The sequence below is a fragment of the Pseudomonas gingeri genome (assembly GCF_013385425.1).
Taxonomy (GTDB): domain Bacteria; phylum Pseudomonadota; class Gammaproteobacteria; order Pseudomonadales; family Pseudomonadaceae; genus Aquipseudomonas; species Aquipseudomonas gingeri_D.
Genome location: NZ_JACAQA010000005.1, coordinates 697,523 through 716,891, shown reverse-complemented (window position 1 = coordinate 716,891; position 19,369 = coordinate 697,523). Strand labels below are relative to the sequence as shown.

At 60.3% G+C, this 19,369-nt stretch carries 21 protein-coding genes and 1 pseudogene; 9 read left to right on the top strand and 13 right to left on the bottom strand.

The features are described 5' to 3' along the window. Positions 1-7: 7 nt before the first annotated feature. Together HX830_RS11165 and HX830_RS11160 are read right to left on the bottom strand one after the other, a co-directional pair. Positions 8-4,867: an NEL-type E3 ubiquitin ligase domain-containing protein gene (locus HX830_RS11165; RefSeq protein WP_256350445.1), complete on the bottom strand. Its 4,860-nt coding sequence runs from the start codon at positions 4,865-4,867 to the stop codon at positions 8-10. A gap of 280 nt (positions 4,868-5,147) precedes the next feature. Further along, positions 5,148-5,957, bottom strand: coding sequence for a DNA/RNA non-specific endonuclease (locus tag HX830_RS11160; protein WP_152737258.1), 810 nt, complete (start codon positions 5,955-5,957; stop codon positions 5,148-5,150). Between the two features lie 185 nt (positions 5,958-6,142). Between HX830_RS11160 and HX830_RS11155 the strand changes: the two genes are divergently transcribed. Continuing rightward, positions 6,143-6,370: a YheU family protein gene (locus HX830_RS11155; RefSeq protein ID WP_103495916.1), complete on the top strand. Its 228-nt coding sequence runs from the start codon at positions 6,143-6,145 to the stop codon at positions 6,368-6,370. 3 nt (positions 6,371-6,373) lie between these two features. Here HX830_RS11155 and csrA read toward each other — a convergent pair whose 3' ends face one another. The 3 genes from csrA to HX830_RS11140 all read right to left on the bottom strand — a co-directional run bounded on the left by csrA (position 6,374) and on the right by HX830_RS11140 (position 7,956). Beyond that, complete coding sequence (gene csrA, locus HX830_RS11150; RefSeq protein ID WP_103495917.1) at positions 6,374-6,574, bottom strand: carbon storage regulator CsrA; 201 nt, start codon at positions 6,572-6,574, stop codon at positions 6,374-6,376. Between the two features lie 168 nt (positions 6,575-6,742). Beyond that, positions 6,743-7,075: a YnfA family protein gene (locus HX830_RS11145; RefSeq protein WP_103495918.1), complete on the bottom strand. Its 333-nt coding sequence runs from the start codon at positions 7,073-7,075 to the stop codon at positions 6,743-6,745. A 65-nt stretch (positions 7,076-7,140) separates the two neighbouring features. Beyond that, positions 7,141-7,956 (bottom strand): SDR family oxidoreductase, encoded by an 816-nt coding sequence (locus HX830_RS11140; RefSeq protein WP_103495919.1) that lies wholly within the window; start codon positions 7,954-7,956, stop codon positions 7,141-7,143. A gap of 309 nt (positions 7,957-8,265) precedes the next feature. Between HX830_RS11140 and HX830_RS11135 the strand changes: the two genes are divergently transcribed. Further along, positions 8,266-8,418: a DUF3309 family protein gene (locus HX830_RS11135; RefSeq protein WP_103495920.1), complete on the top strand. Its 153-nt coding sequence runs from the start codon at positions 8,266-8,268 to the stop codon at positions 8,416-8,418. A 66-nt stretch (positions 8,419-8,484) separates the two neighbouring features. On the opposite strand, the gene speE is transcribed toward HX830_RS11135, so the two are convergent. The 4 genes from speE to HX830_RS11115 form a co-directional block, all read right to left on the bottom strand. After that, positions 8,485-9,360, bottom strand: coding sequence for a polyamine aminopropyltransferase (gene speE / locus HX830_RS11130; protein WP_103495921.1), 876 nt, complete (start codon positions 9,358-9,360; stop codon positions 8,485-8,487). Positions 9,361-9,537: 177 nt separating this feature from the next. Beyond that, on the bottom strand, positions 9,538-9,726 hold the full coding sequence (locus HX830_RS11125; protein WP_100939216.1) for a hypothetical protein: 189 nt from the start codon (positions 9,724-9,726) through the stop codon (positions 9,538-9,540). Between the two features lie 243 nt (positions 9,727-9,969). Then, positions 9,970-10,158, bottom strand: coding sequence for a PLDc N-terminal domain-containing protein (locus HX830_RS11120; RefSeq protein WP_121138082.1), 189 nt, complete (start codon positions 10,156-10,158; stop codon positions 9,970-9,972). Between the two features lie 89 nt (positions 10,159-10,247). After that, positions 10,248-10,778 (bottom strand): hypothetical protein, encoded by a 531-nt coding sequence (locus HX830_RS11115; RefSeq protein ID WP_152737256.1) that lies wholly within the window; start codon positions 10,776-10,778, stop codon positions 10,248-10,250. 262 nt (positions 10,779-11,040) lie between these two features. On the opposite strand from HX830_RS11115, the gene HX830_RS11110 reads away from it, so the two are divergent. From HX830_RS11110 to HX830_RS11085, 6 genes are all read left to right on the top strand, one after another. Then, positions 11,041-11,817 (top strand): ABC transporter substrate-binding protein, encoded by a 777-nt coding sequence (locus HX830_RS11110; RefSeq protein WP_152737255.1) that lies wholly within the window; start codon positions 11,041-11,043, stop codon positions 11,815-11,817. A gap of 92 nt (positions 11,818-11,909) precedes the next feature. After that, complete coding sequence (locus HX830_RS11105; protein ID WP_103495924.1) at positions 11,910-12,599, top strand: ABC transporter permease; 690 nt, start codon at positions 11,910-11,912, stop codon at positions 12,597-12,599. Positions 12,600-12,613: 14 nt separating this feature from the next. Continuing rightward, complete coding sequence (locus HX830_RS11100) at positions 12,614-13,312, top strand: ABC transporter permease (RefSeq protein WP_103495925.1); 699 nt, start codon at positions 12,614-12,616, stop codon at positions 13,310-13,312. 9 nt (positions 13,313-13,321) lie between these two features. Further along, a complete protein-coding gene (locus HX830_RS11095) occupies positions 13,322-14,434 on the top strand; it encodes a succinylglutamate desuccinylase/aspartoacylase family protein (protein ID WP_177100151.1) in 1,113 nt (370 codons plus the stop codon). 21 nt (positions 14,435-14,455) lie between these two features. After that, on the top strand, positions 14,456-15,220 hold the full coding sequence (locus HX830_RS11090; RefSeq protein ID WP_103495927.1) for an ABC transporter ATP-binding protein: 765 nt from the start codon (positions 14,456-14,458) through the stop codon (positions 15,218-15,220). A 102-nt stretch (positions 15,221-15,322) separates the two neighbouring features. Continuing rightward, a complete protein-coding gene (locus HX830_RS11085; protein WP_100939052.1) occupies positions 15,323-16,231 on the top strand; it encodes a MurR/RpiR family transcriptional regulator in 909 nt (302 codons plus the stop codon). Positions 16,232-16,264: 33 nt separating this feature from the next. Here HX830_RS11085 and HX830_RS11080 read toward each other — a convergent pair whose 3' ends face one another. Beyond that, on the bottom strand, positions 16,265-16,783 hold the full coding sequence (locus HX830_RS11080; RefSeq protein ID WP_103495928.1) for an ankyrin repeat domain-containing protein: 519 nt from the start codon (positions 16,781-16,783) through the stop codon (positions 16,265-16,267). A gap of 327 nt (positions 16,784-17,110) precedes the next feature. Between HX830_RS11080 and HX830_RS11075 the strand changes: the two genes are divergently transcribed. Next, the gene (locus HX830_RS11075; protein ID WP_103495929.1) at positions 17,111-17,383 is read left to right on the top strand and encodes a DUF3509 domain-containing protein; all 273 of its coding nucleotides are present in this window, start codon (positions 17,111-17,113) and stop codon (positions 17,381-17,383) included. Positions 17,384-17,477: 94 nt separating this feature from the next. On the opposite strand, the pseudogene HX830_RS32085 reads toward HX830_RS11075, so the two are convergent. The 3 genes and pseudogenes from HX830_RS32085 to HX830_RS11060 all read right to left on the bottom strand — a co-directional run. Then, a pseudogene (locus HX830_RS32085) lies at positions 17,478-17,657 on the bottom strand (helix-turn-helix domain-containing protein); the annotation flags it as partial. A gap of 420 nt (positions 17,658-18,077) precedes the next feature. Next, on the bottom strand, positions 18,078-18,761 hold the full coding sequence (gene mtnC, locus HX830_RS11065; protein ID WP_103495930.1) for an acireductone synthase: 684 nt from the start codon (positions 18,759-18,761) through the stop codon (positions 18,078-18,080). 29 nt (positions 18,762-18,790) lie between these two features. Beyond that, on the bottom strand, positions 18,791-19,336 hold the full coding sequence (locus HX830_RS11060; protein ID WP_103495931.1) for a 1,2-dihydroxy-3-keto-5-methylthiopentene dioxygenase: 546 nt from the start codon (positions 19,334-19,336) through the stop codon (positions 18,791-18,793). Positions 19,337-19,369: the final 33 nt, after the last annotated feature.

The window sequence follows — 19,369 nt, the reverse complement described above, 5'->3', positions numbered from 1 at the left end:
CCAGACATCAGAGCGGGGCGGGATGCTCATCCAGTTCGTACTGGGTCAGCCCTTCGAGAAAACGTTGCTCCTCGGCGAGGCGGCTCTCCATCAACATCGACAAACTTCGGGAATACCTGTCGCTGAGCATCTCCGGGGAATTGTTCAGCAGTTGTTCCTCCTGCTCATGAAACGGCCTGTTGAAGAGGGCGAAATCCCGTGGGTACTTCTTCCTCAGGTAGTCGATCCAGAAATCGCGCGAAGCAATAAAGGTCTTCATGGCCGCTGTCGCCTCAGCCTGCCGTATGCGACCGCGGGCTTCCAGGATCTGCTCTTCGCTGACACCGGCAATGGATCTGAAGAACATCTCCTTCGGCTGCCCGGGCAAATACAGCGAACGTCCCAGGCCGACCCGATAGGCCAGATTCACTTCGATCTCATCCACCATACCGGCTGAAGGCCGCTCGGGCTGCTCGTACAGCGCCTTGACATGCTCCCGGGCAATCTCATCGATACGTTCCAGGCGAAACAGGCCCCGCGCCAACTTCAGCAACTCCGTCGGCTCACTACTCCTGAGCGCCAGAAACCGGGCCCTGGCCAGCAACATCCGGACTTCCAGGTGACTGAAGTTGCGTGCGGCGCTGTCCACACAGGTCAGCGGATCGGCCGCCAGGTCGAACAGCTCACGCCGCAACGTGGTGTTCTCGGCGGCTTCCGCCAGCACCTCCCAGACGCGTCGCGTCAAGTCGGCGCGAGTCTTCTGATATTCCGCGCTGCTGCCCAGGCGTCCCAACAACGCGAACAGTTCCCCGGAGCCCTCCTCTTGCCGCAAGTCATGCCACAGGTCGCGCAGGTTGTCGCGGCGCTCGCCCTCCTCGATATCGGCCAGCCAACGCTGACGCGCACTGTAGTCATCCAACGCCAACTCGGTATCGGGAATGCCGAAGGTAATGCCGGTGCGCGCCCGATAGGCGGCCAACAGGTTCTGGTGATACTCCGACAAGGGGTTGTTACGCAGAATGATCCGCCGATTGATCGGCGAAGGTGCCGTGTAGATCGCGTTCGGCACAACCTGAATCCGGTTGTCACGCAGATCCGCCTCGTACAGGCGAACCCGCGTCAACAGGCCCACTGGCAAACCGTCGATACCTGTCCCGCGCAGATGCAGGCGGCGTAAACGCGGCATCTGGCCAACATCCAGCAAGCTGACATCGAAGTTGCCGTTCAGGTTCAGGGTTTCAAGATCGTGCAAACCCGACAGCACACCGACGGCGTTCGGCGTCAGGGTGATCTGGTTGTCCTGCAGATACAGCTCCCTGAGCCGGCTCATATCGGCAATCGCATTCGGCAGGTACTCCAGCCGATTGTTATTCAACTCCAGCAGGCGCAGGTTGGGAAAACGCTCGAGAAAACCTTCTGGGATCCGACTGATTCTCATGTTCTTCAGCGAAAGCTCGGTGACATGATCAAAACTGATACCGGTGGGCAAACTTGGCAGGCTGTCGACGCGCAAGCCCGCCAGGCTCAGGCTGTGACCGATGGCCGCGCCATTTTCGTTGTAGGTAGCCGGTGTCTGCCGTCGCCAGCAACGCTCGATGATCTCGGCCGCCTGTTCACGGCTCTCGGCCATGCCTCCCAACCAGGCATGCGCCCTCACCGTCTGCCCTCCTCGCCAATCGGCCAGGGTCGAGCGCAGTTGCCGGAGCTCCTCTTCGAGCGCCTGGAGCCGAGCTCTGACCTCAAGAGGATCATCGCCAAAAGAAAAATAGAGATTGCGCGCCTCCGCCTCGCAGAGGTCTGGATACAGCCGGGTCAACCGGCGTAACCCGCGTCGCGAGCCATGGACAATGCCACGCCTGACACGCAGGCAACCGCCCATATAGCTGTCGCGCCATGTCGGCGAACGCGTTCCTGGCTTGCGTGGCGGCAGGCCGAGTATCTCTTCGAGCTCAGCCCGTGGACGCAGCAGGATCTTGGACATCAGCAACTGGTGCAGCAAGTCGGCCTCGCCCAGCTTGACCCCCATCGCCTCGCGCTCGCTCACCCGCAAGCCGCTCAATACCGCCGAGCTCAGGGCCTGGGGCCCATTGACCAGCGGCCCCAGGCTCAGGCCCTCATTATCAAAGGCTTGATAGCTCTGTGCAGTCCTGACCAGAACCCGGCGCCGGGGCAAGTCGTCATCGCCCATCTTGAACAACAGGCGTCCGTCGAAGCGCTCCTGGCGAATCTCCCAGCGCACATCCGCCGGCCACCCAACCATCGTTTTCAGGAGGGGCAACTGCAACCTGGCGCCATCCAGATCGCCCGTTTTTTTGAGAAAACCACCGTCCAGCGCGTGATTGACTCGAATCTCACGCCTGCTTTCGCCGGCCTTTTCAATCAATTCCAAGGGCAGACGCCCGCCAAGGCTCAAGCGCCCTTTCAGTACGTCGTCCGTCTGTCCCAGGATTTCACGCAAGACCCCGTCCGGTAAATCGGCAAAGCCTTGCCTGAGGCTCATCGGCAAGCCGACATTGGTCACGCAGCACAAACGGTAGAGGCGCTGGAACACCGTGGGGCGCTGTTCGCGTACATGGGTGCGCAGCAGCCCTTCCAGAAGCGCCGACGTCTGGTCGGGATCCGCCCCCGGACCGAGCAGCATCCGCTGCTCCTGGAGTGTCAGTTTGTCCAGGACCATCGCCAATCCATCCGCCTCGATGTCCCTGGAGCGGAGCATGAGCCGCATCGGTTGCGTTGTCAGATCCGCCCCGTACTCCTTGAGCGGCTTGCCTGCATCGTCCAGCAACATGAGCGTGCGATTCCGGGGCCAGCTCTCGAGGCTGGGCAGAATCTGCAGCTTCAGGTCGAGCACACGTGCCGCGGCCGATCTCGGCGCGGTGGACGGCACCAGCAGCCAGCTCAATTCATTGTCCAACCTGAAGCGCTGTATCGAGTCCATCAGGGAAGCCGGGAGCTTGGCATTATTCATATGCAGGCGACGCAATAGCGATTCGTCGAGTCGATGAATCGACAGGATCTCCTCGAGGTTTTTATCACTCAAAAACCGCACGTCAGGCCCCAGGCGACGCAGCAGGTGAACCGGATCGTGCCACTGTAAAGGCCATTCGTGAGCCAGCCTCCAGGCCCCGGCGCCATTGTGCTCAAGCCAGGGTTCGTAAGCCGACCCACGGTTCGGATGGCACAGACGCCAGGCCCCGGAAGCCTTATCCCGGTAGGCCCGGTAAGGCTCGCCGGCGATATCCAGATAACGGTGTCCATCGCCAGCATCGTCCCCCAGGTAAAAACCTTCAGGGTCCAGCCCTCTTTCCTCCAGTTCGGGGACATCATGGCGATAGGCGCGCAGGTCGGCCTGCCACAGCCGGTAGCGACCATCGCTCGACTTGATCGGCAGCAGGCTGTCAAAAAAGTCCGAGGGCCGCTGAAAAAAACCTTTGAGGGCCTTGCTCCCCCAGTGCATGACCACACCCAGGGCCACCATCGTCGCAATGTCCTCGGCCACCGACATCATGTGCGAGATCGCTTCGTCACGCTCACCGCGCCGCCAATCCTCATAGCCCTCATAGGTCTCCGCCAACAGTTGCCCGACCGCCACCCCCATCATCAGCAAACCCAGCCAGGGGTTGGCGAAGGCGGCCAGGTTGAGCAAGGTCATGCCCAGACCCAACAGCGACTGCCTCCTGGCCTCGCGGGCAGCCTCGTCAACATCTTCGGTCGGGACCGCCACGACCCGCCCATCGTCCTGAAGCCGCAGGATCTGTTGTCGATAGAGGTGAAAAAACAACTCGCCGCTCAGCAACTCCAGCTTCAACGATAAATCGGCAGACGGATTCAGGGACTTGGTGAAGTTTCCATAGGCATCCCGGGTCTCAAGGGTCAGGCGCCCCCTCAACTGCGACAGGAACCTCGGCAGATCGCGCTGGCTGACAAAACCACAGAAGAACGCTTCATACGAGGGCTGCCAAAGACGGCTACGCAGTTCGGCGTGGAATGCCGCGAGCGAGGCATAGAGTTTGAAGCGGGTGAGTGGATCATTGGGAATATGCACCAGTACCCGATCCTTCATCGCGGCCGTTTCGCTCGCTGGCACATTCTGCATCGTGAACAGACAAATACCCGGTAACGAAACACCCAGCACTTTCAATCCATTGACCACCATCCTTGAGCCATCCGGGGCAACGGCGATATTCCATTCGATCAACTTGCAGATCTGTTGATGGGCAATCTGATCGATGTCTTTTTTCATGTAAGCGATATAGGCATCCACCAGCATATCGGCTTTCTTTTGCTGGACGATGGCGGACTCAATGCGAAACTCGTCGTCATCCGCCGACTCCCCCTCACTTCCCTGGAGATGAAAAGCCTGGCACAGGTGATGCTGATAGACCCGGCCCAGATCAAGCTGGCGCACCAGTTCGACGAAATCCTCCAGGCTGACTTTTGGCACCCGCTTCGGGTCGCCACTCAGGCTTATATGGGATTTTGGAGGGAGGCGTTCGTCCGCCTCGAAGTTCTGCAACGCGGCCTCCAGCAAACTGCGACTGGTATAGGTCATCGGAAAGACTTGAGACGACTCGATGGGATAGCGCAGTGACGGCCATCGATCGGCAATTTTCACGTGGTCCCGGTAGATATCCAGGCCCGGCCCGAATCGACTCAGCAACGCGTGCTCCAGAACCGACGCGCAAAACTCCCGGACGGGTTTCAGGTCCTTGAACCGCTCGGACAGTTCCTCCTTGAAAAAAAGACTGCGCTGCAGGTGCTCGCGCAGGCGCGCGATATCTTCGGGGCGGGCCGCCAACAACCAGGGCGGAGCATGGGCATTGATCACATCTTCGTTTTCGCTTTGCTCGTCCAGGGCAGACGGCACAAAACTGGGAATAGCTGACATTTCAAATATCCTTTTTTAAAAGCCCGCCGCCGCGACTGATCAGGGCAGACAAAGGCCCCAGGCCGTTATCCGCCAAGGCCTGGGCCACTCGCGCTCCGGCAAATTGCGCCAGGGGCTGACAATGCTCGAGTGCCGCGTCCATTTCCATCGAGGGTATCAGTCTGCCGAAGCTTGAAACGCTCAAAAAATCTGTTATTTATCAGTAAGTTAAATCAAAAATAAAAATCCTTTCGGATAGCCGGATAACACCTCTGCGCGCAACACGCCGCGCCACCGGGGCTCAGCCCTGGTCGCAGTCGCGTGGCCGGGGCCAGGTACGCGCGGGTTTCTGCGCCTTGACCTCGTCGCTCGCTTCGATGCCGACGGTGTCACTCCCCAGCAAGGCCTCCAGTTCCGCGATGCTGCGGATGTAGCGGTCCAACGGCTCAAGCGTCGCCTGGTTGGGGATGTACCAACTGATGGCCTGGGTCTTGCCATCCGCATCGGTGGTCAAGATGGTTTTCCAGAAGGCATCAGGTGTGCGGATACCATGGGACTCGAGGAAGAAGTCATTCGCCGGGTTATCGTGGATCACCCCGCCGTAGACCTGTACCGGCGCCAGGTCGCGATAGCATTCCGAAACCTCCTCCGTTTGCACCCAGATCCCCTGGTTGAAGCGCGCGGCCTGGGGCACGATATTGCTCATGTAATGGGCCTGGCGAATCGCCAGGCCGCTGTGGTCCATTTGATTGGAGGGCACCAGATGCCCCCGGTCCCAGCCGGGTACCGCGCTGTATCCTCGAGTGGAAAATTGCGTCGGGCAGCCGGCGGGCAGATCAGGGTCCAGTTCAAAGCCCCTGGGCCGCTTGGCATTGCCCTTGTCGGCGGTCAACTGATACGCGTACCTGAGCGCCGTGCGATTTTCACAGTCATAGGTCAGGGTAAAGCCCTCGCGGACCAGGGTGATCTGCCCGGGAGGCGGCGCCAGATCCGGCAATGGCGAGACACAGCCGCCAAGGCCCAGCAACAGCCCCCCCAGGAGCGCTCGGCGGCCGGCACTGGTAAACGCCGCGTACGAAACCGGCCTGATGGGGTGTACTGCATTGTTCATTTTGATGTTCCTCATCAATAACGATCTGCCCTTGGCAGTCCGTCAGGAAGAGAACATTCTTTTGTTGCCTATGTCTGTCAGAACGGGACGAAATGAGCGAGGGGCCTGTCATTACACCTTGGCGTTATAGCCCGACAGGCCCTGGCACAGTAGCATCAGGCCCCTTAGCCGCCAGAGACGATTCCATGCTGATTCCCTACGACCAACTCGAACCCGACACCCTCACCCGCCTGATCGAAGACTTCGTCAGCCGCGACGGTACCGACAACGGTGACGACACGCCCCAGGAAACCCGCGTGCTGCGGGTACGCCATGCATTGAGCAAGGGCCAGGCGGTGATTCTCTTCGATCTCGAAAGCGAGCAATGTCAGTTGCTGCCCAGGCACGCGGTGCCGAAAGAGTTTTTCGACTGATCGTCAGACAACGGAGTCGCGGACAGGCTCCGGCTCCCCCAGTTGGGTCAGGATCCGACGGTAGATTTCCGCACGGTGCACATTGACGTTCTTCGGTGCCTCGACACCGAAACGAACGTGGTTACCGTTAATGGCGAGAATTCTCACGGTGATGTTATCGCCGATGGAAATCATCTCGCCGACGACGCGGCTCAGTACAAGCATGGCACTCAATCCTCAAGGGTTTATGAGCGCCCAAGACTGCCCGGCCCGATGAGCAGCTTCAATGCAGGCACGGCAAATCAGCCGGCCCTGACCCACAGGGCCGACTCGCCCTACAGAATAAGATTACTGGCTGAGCCAGGTCGGAGATTTTACCGAAGAGAGCCGGATTCAGGACGGTGAAAAGCGCGGCCCCAACAGAATGATGCTTGCACCGAGGACACAGAGCGCGGCGCCCAACCAGTCGGAACCGAGGGGCCGGATACGCTCGATCAGGCCCAACCAGGCAATCGAAGCAATGATGTAGATACCGCCGTAGGCCGCGTAGGCCCGACCGGCGTAGGTTGCCTCGACCTTGGTCAGCAGCAGCGCGAACAGCGTCAGGCTCAACAGCGCCGGGGCGACCCACCAGGCGCTCTTGCCCAAGCGCAGCCACATCCAGAAGGCATAACATCCGGCGATTTCAAACAGTGCCGCGAGAAAGAACCACAGGTAGTTGATCACAATAAACGCTCGTCAGGATTGCCCATTGCCGGCAACCCTAACCAGCCGTCGATCCGTGGGCAAGCTCAATGCGGGACTTGTTTGGCCTTGGCCCGCATCTTGTCGGCCATCACGGTCATTTCGTCATAGAGCAACTGCGGATTCTTCTGTTTGAGGGCCCAAGCCATGCGCCCTTGCTCGTGGGGCAGAATCATGAATTCGCCCAGGCCGACCCGGGTATAGATGTAGTCGGCGATGTCGCTCGCGCTGATCGGCGAGCTTTCCAGCAGCTTGCCGACCTGGGCCTTCATCGCCGGCGTAGGCCCGCGGAAAGAGTCCAGCAGATTGGTCTGGAAAAACGACGGGCAGACCACGTGCACGCCGACTTCCTGCTGCGCCAGTTCGATCAACAGGCTTTCCGACAACGCCACTACGCCAGCCTTGGCCACGTTGTAGTTGCTCATGGCCGGCCCCTGCATCAGCGCCGCCATGGAGGCGATATTGATGATCTTGCCCTTGCTCTGTTCCAGCAGCGGCAGGAACGCCTTGCAGCCCTTGACCACCCCCATCAGGTTGATCGCGATCTGCCAATCCCAGTCTTCGAGAGACAACTCGCTGAAGAACCCGCCCGAGGCAACACCGGCATTGTTGACGATCACATCGATGCCGCCGAATTTGACCTCACACGCCTGGGCGAATGCCGTCAACTGGCTGTAGTCGCGCACGTCGCAACGCTGGGTGAAACCATCGCCGCCAGCTTCGCGCACCAGCCTGAGGGTTTCCAGCAGGCCCGGCTCGCTGACATCCGACAGCGCCAGACGCCAGCCTTCGCGGGCCCAGCGCAGTGCGATTTCGCGGCCAAGACCGGAGCCGGCGCCAGTGATCATGATGCGATTGTGCATAGCAGATGCCTTGTGGGTTCTGAGGACGATGAGCGGCAGTGTAGCGAAGGACGCTCGAAGGCCCATGCACCATCAGATTGCTGAATGCTCCAGGCAAAGTGACGACTGAGGGGGAAGGCGCAGCTTTATTGTTCGACACCGCCAAGGTGGGAACGGTCGATCAATAAAACAATAAGACGAGGGGGCGAGAAAGGTCGGAAAAAAACTGAATTTTCTTCTCGGCGCTCAAGTCGGACTTATCAAGCAGCCTGTTATTCAACAGCTGAACGTGCGCGATAGCGTCTCGAAAAACAGAACAAGGAAAGCACCATGAGTCTTATTCTGATCGTCATCCTGATCCTGCTGCTGGTCGGTGGCCTGCCCGTTTTCCCACACTCCAGAAGCTGGGGTTATGGTCCATCGGGGGTGATCGGGACAGTCTTGATCGTACTGCTGATCCTGGTACTGCTCGGCAGGATATGAACCTGCTGGCTTGAGTCGGCTCGCGACGGTCCGGTTGACGATCATCGCGAGCCAGCGAGTGCGGTATCAGTCGTTGCTCGGTTTGTTCACGGCCTGCAACACGTATTGCGGCAAGGCAAACGCACCGAGATGGATCTCGGGATTGTAGTAGCGCGTGACAATACCGCTGCCAGCAAAGCGCTGGCGCAGGGTTTCCAGAGACAACTTGCGCGACGCGGTGTGGGTCGCGCCCCAGGCGAAGGTCATGGCACCGCCGATGTAGGTCGGTATCGCGGCCTGGTAGAAGTGCCAGTCCGGGAACAGGCTGCGCAGGCGTCCCGCGGTGGTCTGCACTTCGGCCAACTGCATGAACGGCGTACCGTTCTGGGTCACCAGGATGCCGCCTTCGTTCAGGCAGCGACGGCAGGCCTGGTAGAAATTTTCGGAAAACAGCACTTCACCGGGACCGATGGGGTCGGTGGAGTCGGAAATGATGACGTCGAACTTTTCTTCGGTGGTGGCGACGAAACGCATGCCGTCGTCGATCACCAGGTTCAGCCGCGCATCGTCGAACGCGCCCTTGGAGTGCTCCGGCAGGAACTGCTTGCACATCTCGACCACGGTGGCGTCGATCTCGACCATGGTGATGTGCTCGACGCCGCGATGCTTGGCCACTTCACGCAGCATGCCACCATCACCACCACCAATGATCAGCACGCGCTTGGCACTGCCATGGGCGAGGATAGGCACATGGGTGAGCATTTCGTGGTAGATGAACTCATCGGCCTCGGTGGTCTGGATGACACCGTCCAGGGCCATGACCCGGCCCATGCGGGCGTTTTCGAAGATCACCAGGTGCTGGTGCCCGGTGCGCACTTCGTGCAGCAGCTTGTCCATGCGAAAGCGCTGGCCGTAGCCTTCGTAGAGGGTTTCCTGGTAGTGGGTTTCAGGCGTATTGCTCATGGGAAGTGCTCCGGTGAAGGCGAGTGGCAACGGACGGTTCCCCGCCCATGGCGGGCTATCGAACAAGCAATGGGCACCAGCGGCCATAGCCTCGATAATCCGGGAAAGGCGCGCATTTTACGTTGCGAACTATGACAGGTCGAATCGTCCCGGGACAAAGGCCGCCGACTTCCACGGTCAAGGAACGAGATATTTGATCAGCAGTGCGGTGACTGTCGACACGGTACCGACAAAGCCAATGGCAATCGCGACCGGGTACCAGAACGTTTCACGGGTCATCTTCCCCGCCTCGGCATTGAGCTTGCGTTGCTCGGCGATAAGCTTGGCAATCTCGACATGGGTTTTCTCAAGCTGGGCCTGTTCCATACTCATCTCCTGCATGGGCTAATCCTTTAGCGTAGGGTTTCGGGACAGGTCCTCCCTTGAAGCCAGAGAAGAGACCTGGGGGCAAAGCTTCCAAGCTTTTTACCCTGCTCGAACCCTAGGACTTCATCCGTGTAAATACCATCAGCCCCCTACAACCAAAATCGTAGGCAATTTCCGAGACGCAACCAGAATGTGCCCCCTCTGCCAGGGTGGCACCTTGTTCAAGCGCGCATTTGACCGCCACTAGCGCAGATTGCCACGCGGCCCGGCGATGGCCCAGATGATCAGGCCGAGTACCGGCAGCAGGATGATCAGCAGGATCCAGAGGATCTTCATCCCGGTTTCGGCGCCGCTTTTCAGCACATTGAGGATGGCCCAGATATCCAGCGCCAGGATGATCAGGCCGATCAGGCCGTTGAAAGTGGAACCCATGGTCTTGCTCCTAGATGAGGATCTGCCCCCATAGGATAGCCGGCCGCCGCCAGGGTTCACTTTATTGCTGCGCGTTCAACCGCGGCGACTCAGACGTGCAGCGCGACTCTCAGGGCTTCCAGGGAGGGCGCGGCGGCAATCCCGACCTCTCCACACAGGGCCAGCACTCGCGGCAGGTCATTGCCGTAGACCAGCACCGCCTGCAGTTCGTCGTCGAGCAACTGGCTGAAGTTCACCAGTACGTAGCCGCCCATCTCCGGGTTCATGCTGCTCAATTGGACCTGGATACGGTTCAAGGCGGTCAAGGCCTCGACCTTGGCCAGCTGCTTGGGCTTGATATTGAAAGGCACGTCCTTGCCGAAGGACTCGACGATCCGGGCGAACAGGTCCATGTAGGTGTCGGCCTGGAACAGCACGGTCTCGGGCAGGCTACCGACCACCACCCACTCGCCCAGGGGAATCGGAAAACTGTCGTCGTAGTTGATGTCCGGATTGGCCGCCAGGAAACCGGCCTGGTCGGCGTAGGCCTGGGCTGCTTCATCGGCGATCTGCAGGATTTCGGCCTCGCTCATGCAGCCGGAGCTGATTTTGCTGATGAGTTCGACGAGGGCGGTTTTCATGGACAGGTCCTGCAGAGGAGAAAATGACGGCCGCGAAGAATACACCAATTCCCCCTGAAGCCGGTCCATCCGCGCCTGAATCCCTGTCGACGGGCTGGCGAACGGTATCACCATGGCACCATTTGGCATTTTTATTTTCATAAAATTGATTTATGAAATAAAACATGTCATTTATAGCCGCGACAAGATCAGGCGGAGCTACCCGCCACGCCAATCCGGACGGCACCTCGCCCACACTTCACAAACAACGGGAGTCAACAATATGAACAAGACAGGACTTCTAGGTGCCCTGGCCCTCTGCGCCTTCAGCATCCTGGCCCATGCCGACGAGGACAGTCTGCGTATCGGTATCGAAGCCGCTTACCCACCCTTCTCCTACAAGACCCCGGAAGGCAACCTCGGGGGGTTCGATTACGACATCGGCAATGCCCTGTGCGATGAAATGAAGGTCAAGTGCCAATGGGTGATCCAGGAGTTCGACGGGATGATCCCCTCGCTCAAGGTGCGCAAGATCGATGCGGTGCTGTCGTCGATGTCGATCACCGACGACCGCCTGAAATCCGTCGACTTCAGCGAAAAGTACTACCACACCCCAGGCAAGTTCGCGATGAAGGCCGGCAGCCTGATCAACGATCCGCTGGTGGATCTCAAGGGCAAGAAGGTCGGCGTGCAGCGCTCCTCCACCTACGACCGCTTCGCCACCGAACAACTGGAGAAAGCCGGCGTCGAGATCGTGCGCTATTCCTCACAGAACGAGGCCTTTCTTGACCTGGCGTCGGGTCGCCTGGACGCCACCCTCGCCGACATCGTCAACACCGACGAGAGCTTTATCAAAACCCCGGCGGGTAAAGGCTTCGCGCTGGTCGGCCGCGACATCAACGACCCGAAATACTTCGGCCGGGGCGCCGGTATCGCCCTGCGCAAGGGTGACACCGCGAACGCCGCGCGCCTGAACGCGGCCATCGATGCGATCCGCGCCAATGGCAAGTACCAGCAGATACAGGCCAAGTACTTCGCGTTCGATATCTACGGCGAGTAAACCTTCCCGTGACCTTGGCGCCGGCTTGCCGCGGGCGCCCTTCTCCCACTTGTCCCGCGCGCCCGACGGCGCTTCGGGCGAGGAGTTTCATCATGCTCCACGGTTACGGATCGAGCATCCTCGAGGGTGCCTGGCTGACCCTCAACCTGGCCCTGAGTGCGATGGCCATGGCCATTGTCCTGGGTCTGATCGGTGCCGCCTTTCGGTTATCCCCGCTCAAATGGCTGGCGATGCTGGGCGAGGGTTACACCACCCTTATCCGCGGCATCCCCGACCTGGTCCTGATTCTGCTGATTTTCTATGGCGGTCAGGATCTGGTGAATCGCCTGGCTCTTGCACTCGGCTACACCCACTACATCGACATCAACCCCTTCATGGCCGGTGTCTGCACCATGGGCTTCATTTTCGGCGCCTATCTCTCGGAAACCTTTCGCGGTGCCTTCATGGCCATTCCCGGCGGCCAGGGCGAGGCCGGGATGGCCTATGGCATGAGTGGCCTGCAGGTGTTCCGGCGGATCCTGCTGCCACAGATGATTCGCTTCGCCATTCCCGGTTTCACCAACAACTGGCTGGTGCTGACCAAGTCCACCGCGCTGATCTCGGTGATCGGCCTGCAGGACATGATGTTCAAGGCCAAGAACGCCGCCGATGCCACCCACGAACCCTTCACCTTCTTCCTCGCCGTGGCGGCGCTTTACCTGATGCTGACCAGCCTGTCGCTGCTGGTGCTGCGTTATCTGGAAAAACACTATTCGGTCGGCATCAAAGCCGTCGAGCTGTAAGTGGAGAGCCACCGATGATTCTCGATTACAACCTGATCTGGCAAAACCTGCCGCTGTATCTCGGGGGGGCCTTGCTGACCCTCAAGCTGCTGCTGATCTCCCTGGCCCTGGGCCTGATGCTGGCCATCCCCCTGGCGCTGCTGCGGGTCTCCCGCTCGCCGCTACTCAACTTCCCGGCCTGGCTGTACACCTACGTGATCCGCGGCACGCCGATGCTGGTGCAATTGTTCCTCATCTACTACGGCCTGGCGCAGTTCGAAGCAGTCCGCCAGAGCCTGCTCTGGCCCTATCTGTCGAGCGCGACCTTTTGCGCCTGCCTGGCCTTTGCAATCAACACCAGTGCCTACAGCGCAGAGTTGCTCGCCGGCAGCCTGAAGTCGACACCCGGCGGCGAAGTCGAGGCCGCCCGGGCCATGGGCATGTCGCGCATGACCCTGTACCGACGCATTCTCCTGCCCTCGGCCTTGCGCCGCGCGCTGCCGCAGTACAGCAACGAAGTGCTGATGATGCTGCAAACCACCAGCCTGGCGTCGATCGTCACCCTCGTCGATATCACCGGCGCGGCGCGCACCGTCAGCGCGCGCTTCTATTTGCCCTTCGAAGCCTTTATCACCGCCGGCCTGATCTACCTGGCCATGACCTTCGCCCTCGTGCGTCTGTTCAAGTTGGCCGAGCGCCATTGGCTGGCGTATCTGGCGCCACGCAAGCACTAAGGAACCCCCATGCAGCAGATCAACTACGTCCTGCCCTGGAGCGCCACGGGCACCGAGCGCCAGCTGTCACTGTTTCGCTTCGGCAGCGGCTCGCGCAAGGCCTACATCCAGGCCTCCCTGCACGCCGACGAACTGCCCGGCATGCGCGTCGCCGTCGAGCTCAAGCGCCGCCTGCGTGAACTGGAAGACCAGGGGCGCTTGATCGGTGTGATCGAACTGGTACCCATGGCGAACCCCATCGGCATCGGGCAGATGTTCCAGGCCACCCATCAGGGTCGCTTCGAGTTCTCCAGCGGCAGCAACTTCAATCGCGACTTCCCGCAACTGACCGACGCCGTGGCCCGGCAGTTGGAAGGCCAACTGGGCGCGGACGCCGTGACCAACGTCGGACTGATTCGTCGCGCCATGCTCACGGTTATCGAGCATCTGCCCCCGGCCACCTCGGAACTTGACGGTTTGCGTCGCCAGTTGTTGCGCCATGCCTGTGATGCCGATGTGGTGCTCGACCTGCACTGCGACTTCGAGTCGATCATGCTGCTCTACGCCCTGCCGCAAAACTGGTCGCGCCTGTGTTCCCTGGCCGCGCGCCTCGGCGCCGGAGCCGCCCTGCTGGCCGAGGATGCCGGCGGCAATGCCTTTGACGAAGCCTGTGCCAGCCCTTGGGTGCAACTGGCCAAACGCTTCCCACTGGCCAATATCCCCCTCGCCTGCATAGCCACGACCGTTGAGTTGCGAGGTATGGCCGACACCGATCGCGAGCCCTGCATCGCCAGCGCCGAGCAGATCCTCGGCTACCTGGCCGAACAGGGCCTGATCAGCGGTCAATGGCCGGCCGCGCCCGCCCTCTGCTGTGAAGCCACTCCGTTCGCTGGAGCGCAATATGCCTACGCGCCACACCCCGGCGTGGTCAGTTTCCTGCAGCCGCTGGGTGCGCGAGTCAAGGTCGGCGACCCGCTGTTCGAAGTCATCGACCCCGTGACCGACCAGCGCAGCGTGGTGACCGCCAGCACCGACGGCATTCTCTATGCCCGCGAACGTCTGCGTTTCGCCCAACCCGGCTTGTGGCTGGCGAAAGTCGCCGGTCGTACCCCTATTCGCCAAGGTCGCTTGCTCAGCGACTGACTTCAGCAGAGTGAACACAGCATGAACAAACTTGAAATTCAGGACCTGCACAAAAGCTACGGTGCTCACGAAGTGCTCAAGGGCGTGTCGCTGGAGGCAAAAGCCGGTGATGTGATCAGCCTCATCGGCTCCAGCGGCTCCGGTAAAAGCACTTTCCTGCGCTGCATCAATTTGCTTGAACAACCCAATGCCGGTCAGATACGGCTCAATGGTGAACAGCTCAAGCTGGTGGCCAACGCCTCGGGCGGGCTCAAGGCCGCCGAGCCGAAGCAACTGCAACGCATGCGTTCGCGACTGGCCATGGTGTTTCAGCACTTCAACCTGTGGTCGCACATGAGCGCCGTTGAAAATGTCATGGAGGCCCCTGTGCAGGTCCTCGGTGTGTCCAGGAAAGAAGCCCGGGAAAAGGCCGAACACTACTTGAACAAGGTCGGCGTGGGACACCGCCTGAACGCCTATCCGGCGCACATGTCCGGCGGCGAGCAGCAGCGTGTGGCGATAGCCCGGGCCCTGGCCATGGAACCGGAAGTGATGCTCTTCGACGAACCCACTTCGGCGCTCGACCCGGAGCTGGTCGGTGAAGTGCTCAAAGTCATGCAGGACCTGGCCCTGGAAGGTCGCACCATGGTCGTGGTGACCCATGAAATGGGCTTCGCCAGGGAGGTCTCCAACCAGTTGGTATTCCTCCACAAAGGCCAGGTCGAAGAACGCGGCAACCCGCGCGAAGTGCTGCGGGGGCCCCAGTCCGAACGTCTCCGGCAATTCCTCTGCGGCAGCTTGAAATAGCCGCCGCCTGACGCCCCGACCATTGCCGGCCCCGCACGTCGACGGCCGGCTTCGGATACACTGGCACCCGCCCTTCCACCCCCAGAACCTGTTGAGCCGGATATGCCGACCCCCTCGAAAAACACTACGGTCTATGCCGCACCGGTCATGCGCAAACTGGCGGAAATCGTTGCCGACCTGCAGCCCTCGTTGCGCAAGGTGGCCGACTTCATCCTGCGCCATCCGTTGAAAGCCGCGACCCTGACCATCGAGGAGATGGCCCAGGCCACCGCCACCTCGCCCGCCGCGGTCAACCGCCTGGCCAAGGCGCTGAACCTGGGTGGCTACACCGGTATGAAAGCCGAGCTGGTGGCGACCTTGCAGCAGATGGTGTCGCCGGTGGACAAACTGCGCAACGAACTGGCGCACCGCCCCGGTGGCGCCTTCGGCTTGCATGAGCAGATCGAGAGTGCCATTGGTAACCTCGGCACCACCGGCACCAACAACCACCCCGAGACCTTCGAAGCCTTTGTCACCTGCCTGACCCAGGCCCGCAAGATCTACATCCTCGGGTTTGGCAACAGCGTCTACATGGCCGGCCTCGCGGCTTCGACCCTGATGCCCTTCTGCGCCGACGCGACCGCCATCAGCATGGAGGGCGGTAACGAAAACGCCGCTTATCGACTGGCCGCCATTACCGACCAGGACATCCTCCTGGCGATCTCGCTGCCACGCTATTCCCTGGATACGTTGCAACTCTCGCGGTTTGCCCACGAGCGTGGCGCCACGGTGCTGGCCATCACCGACTCGCCGGCCTCGCCGCTGACCGGCATCGCCCAGCACGTGCTCTTTGCCCCGGCCGACCACGCCGTGTTGACCAGTTCCAACATCGCGGTACTAGCGTTGATCGAAGGCTTGGTAGCCGGGGTGATGGCGCGCAACAAGGAAGCCGTGAAACTGGCAACCGAACTCACGGAAAGCGTGATGTCCTACCTGCACATACCCGGCAGCAGCAAGCCAACGAAAAAGTGAGCATGGCCGCCGCGTGGTATTTGCAGCAGTGCGTCAGCCGAGGATTTTCTGCAACTGCGCCGCCGTGTCCTGGGCGCCCATGGTCTGTGCCGCGGCCAATGCGGTGACGCCGTTGGCGTCCTGGGCCCGGGGATCGGCGCCCTGGCTGAGCAGGTAATCGACAATCGTGGTGCGATTGAACATCGCCGCCATCATCAGCGCCGTGCGGCCGTCCTTCGACGTCCCCTCGACCTGGGCCCCGCCTTCGATCAGCAACCTGACCATCTCCAGGTCGCCCTTGAACGCCGCGCCGGCAATCGGGCTCTGGCCGTTATCGTTTTGTATCTGCGGATCAGCCTTGTGCTCCAGCAACACACGCACCGCATCGGCATGCCCGTGGTAACTGGCCAACATCAGCAAAGTGTCGCCCTTGTGGTTACGCAGGTTCGGCGGCAGGCCTTTGCTCAACAGGGCCGCAAGCATCGGCGCATCGCCCTTGCGCGCCACATCGAACACCTGTTCGGCGAACTCGGCGGCTTGGTCTTCGGTCATTTGTCGGGCCTGGTCGGACATGGAGCGCTCCTTGGCGTTGCTTGGACAGGGCTGTAAAGGACTCCAGTTTCCCGAGCCTCCTGCTCGCTGTCATGCCCTATTTTTCAAGCGCTTCCATAGAGACAATCAATAAAAGCCAGCGGGAGGTCCGGCGCCAGGCCTGCGCCAAACGACCAGACATCGGCAAAATGCAGGATGCACGATGGCCTTTCTTGCAAAATGCACGACCGCGTAAAACCAACAAAAACATAACTTATTGTTTTATAAGTAATTTTTTAAAATCCCATGCTGGCACAATCACTGCACCTATGACTCCATGCCCTACATGAGCTAAAGGAGTCCATAGACATGAGCCTGATCCAGGAAAAGTTTGCTTCGGTATTTTCCAACTACAAGGTCACGACCCAAGCGCGTCCGGATGGCGGCATCCTGCTGACCCTGCAGGCCAGCGACGGCAAGCAAGTCCGGCGCTCGGTTTCCTACGCGCAATTACACACCGCGGAACAACTCACCTGGGTGATCAGCGCCATTCGCCGCGACCTCGCCAGCGAGCCCGGTGAACTACCGTCGATCGCACTGTTGCAAAGCCAGAACCGCTTCGCACTGCCGACCTATCAGTAAGTCAGTAAGCAGAAAACCACAAGCACCCCGTTGAAGCCTGTCGGACTCTCCCGGCAGCCCTTCCACGGGTGCCATGCAACTTGCCTGCACCCTCTCACACCAAGCCACGATTAACCGCCTCTCCCACGGCATGCGCCCGATTGCTCACACCCAGTTTGTGATAGATATTGCGCAGATGAAACTTGACCGTGGCTTCGGAAACATCGCGAATAACGCTGATTTCCCAGACGGTTTTGCCCGCCCGCGCCCAGCGCAACACTTCCAGTTCCTTTTCGCTCAAGGTTTTGCTCTTTGACAACCGGCACCGGCGGGGCTTGTCCAGCGCGGGCAGGACGACAACGTGGGACGGTGCCTTGGAGGATTGAATAAAATCCTGTTTATTCCGCCCTCGCGAATCGGCAATATCGACCACCCTGCAAGAAACTCTGCGCACGACATCGGCACCCAGCATTTCGGGAACGTTCATGATTGTTTCTCCCTCTGGTTTCAATAGATCTCCCTGCCGTGACCAATGCTTCTTAGCCACAGACAAACACCCATCAAAAAACAGAGAGTTACACAGAAAGGGGATTTAACAAGCAACCACAAACACAAACAGGGATGCCCGACATTTCAACAGGCAATTTCCTACAACTTAAAACACACAAGGCCGACTCAAGTTTTAATCAAGACGACCGTCCATGCTCTGTTTAACCTAAAGTGTCGCCAGATCAATCTCGGCAAAACTGCTCACGTTCGGGTGGCCGGGCAGTTCTCCACCGTCGCGCGCCAGGCCGCAGGTCAGCATGCCAGCCTGGCGGGCGGCATCGAGTTCTTCGACGATATCCGAGAGGAACAGGATCTGGCTTGCCGGGCAACCGATGGCTTCGCTGATATGTCGATAAGACTGGACTTCGCGCTTGGGTCCCGAGGTGGTATCAAAATAACCGCTGAACAAGGGCGACAGGTCACCGGCCTCGGAACAGCCGAAGATCAGCTTCTGTGCCTGGATCGAGCCCGAGGAATACACATACAGCGCCAAGCCCTGCCCGTGCCAGTCCTGCAGCGCCCGGACCGCATCCGGGTACACATGCCCCTTGAGCTGACCGGCTTCATAACCCTGCTGCCAGACCATGCCTTGCAAGGCCTTGAGCGGCGTGGCCTTGCGGTCCTCGGCAAGCCAGTCGAGGAGAATCTCGATCACCCGCTCGACATCCGCCGCCGGCTCACCGCTGTCCAGCCGCACCGCCCCCAGTTGCACCGCCACCTCCGGGCGCTCGGCGTGTTGCCGGACAAAATCCGGCAAATGCCCGGCCGCGTAGGGAAACAGCACGTCGAAGACAAAGCTCACCGCACTGGTGGTGCCTTCGATATCCGTGAGGATGGCTTTGATCGGCATGTCGGATCCTTCTGGGTGGAATGGCGGACTCAGTCTTCGAGACGCGGGAAACGGTTGGCGATGTCCTCGCCGGTGAACTGGGCGACCCAGCCTTCGGGGTTGTTGAACAGGCGAATGGCGACGAAATGTGGGTGTTCGCCCATATCGAACCAGTGCGGCGTACCGGCCGGTACCGAAATCAGGTCGTTCTTTTCACAGAGCACGGCGTAGACATACTCGCCGATGTGCAGGGAGAACAGACCGCGACCGGCAACGAAGAAACGCACTTCGTCTTCGGCATGCCGGTGCTCGTCGAGGAACTTGGCGCGCAACTCAGCCTTCTGCGGGTGATCACTGTTCAGGCTGACGACGTCGACGGTGATGTAGCCGCGCTCGGTCATCAGACGGTCGATCTGTACCTGGTAGGCGGCGATCACCTCTTCCTGGCTGGCACCGGGCTGAATCGGCGCGGCAGCTTGCCAACGGTCGAAACGCACCCCTTGCTCGGCCAGGGTCGAAGCGATGTCGTCGACGTGGGTCAGGACCTTGTTCGGGAGGTCCGGGCTTGAAACGTGATAGACGGACAGGCTGCTCATGGGACTCTATTCCTCGACTGGGCTCTGCGTCGA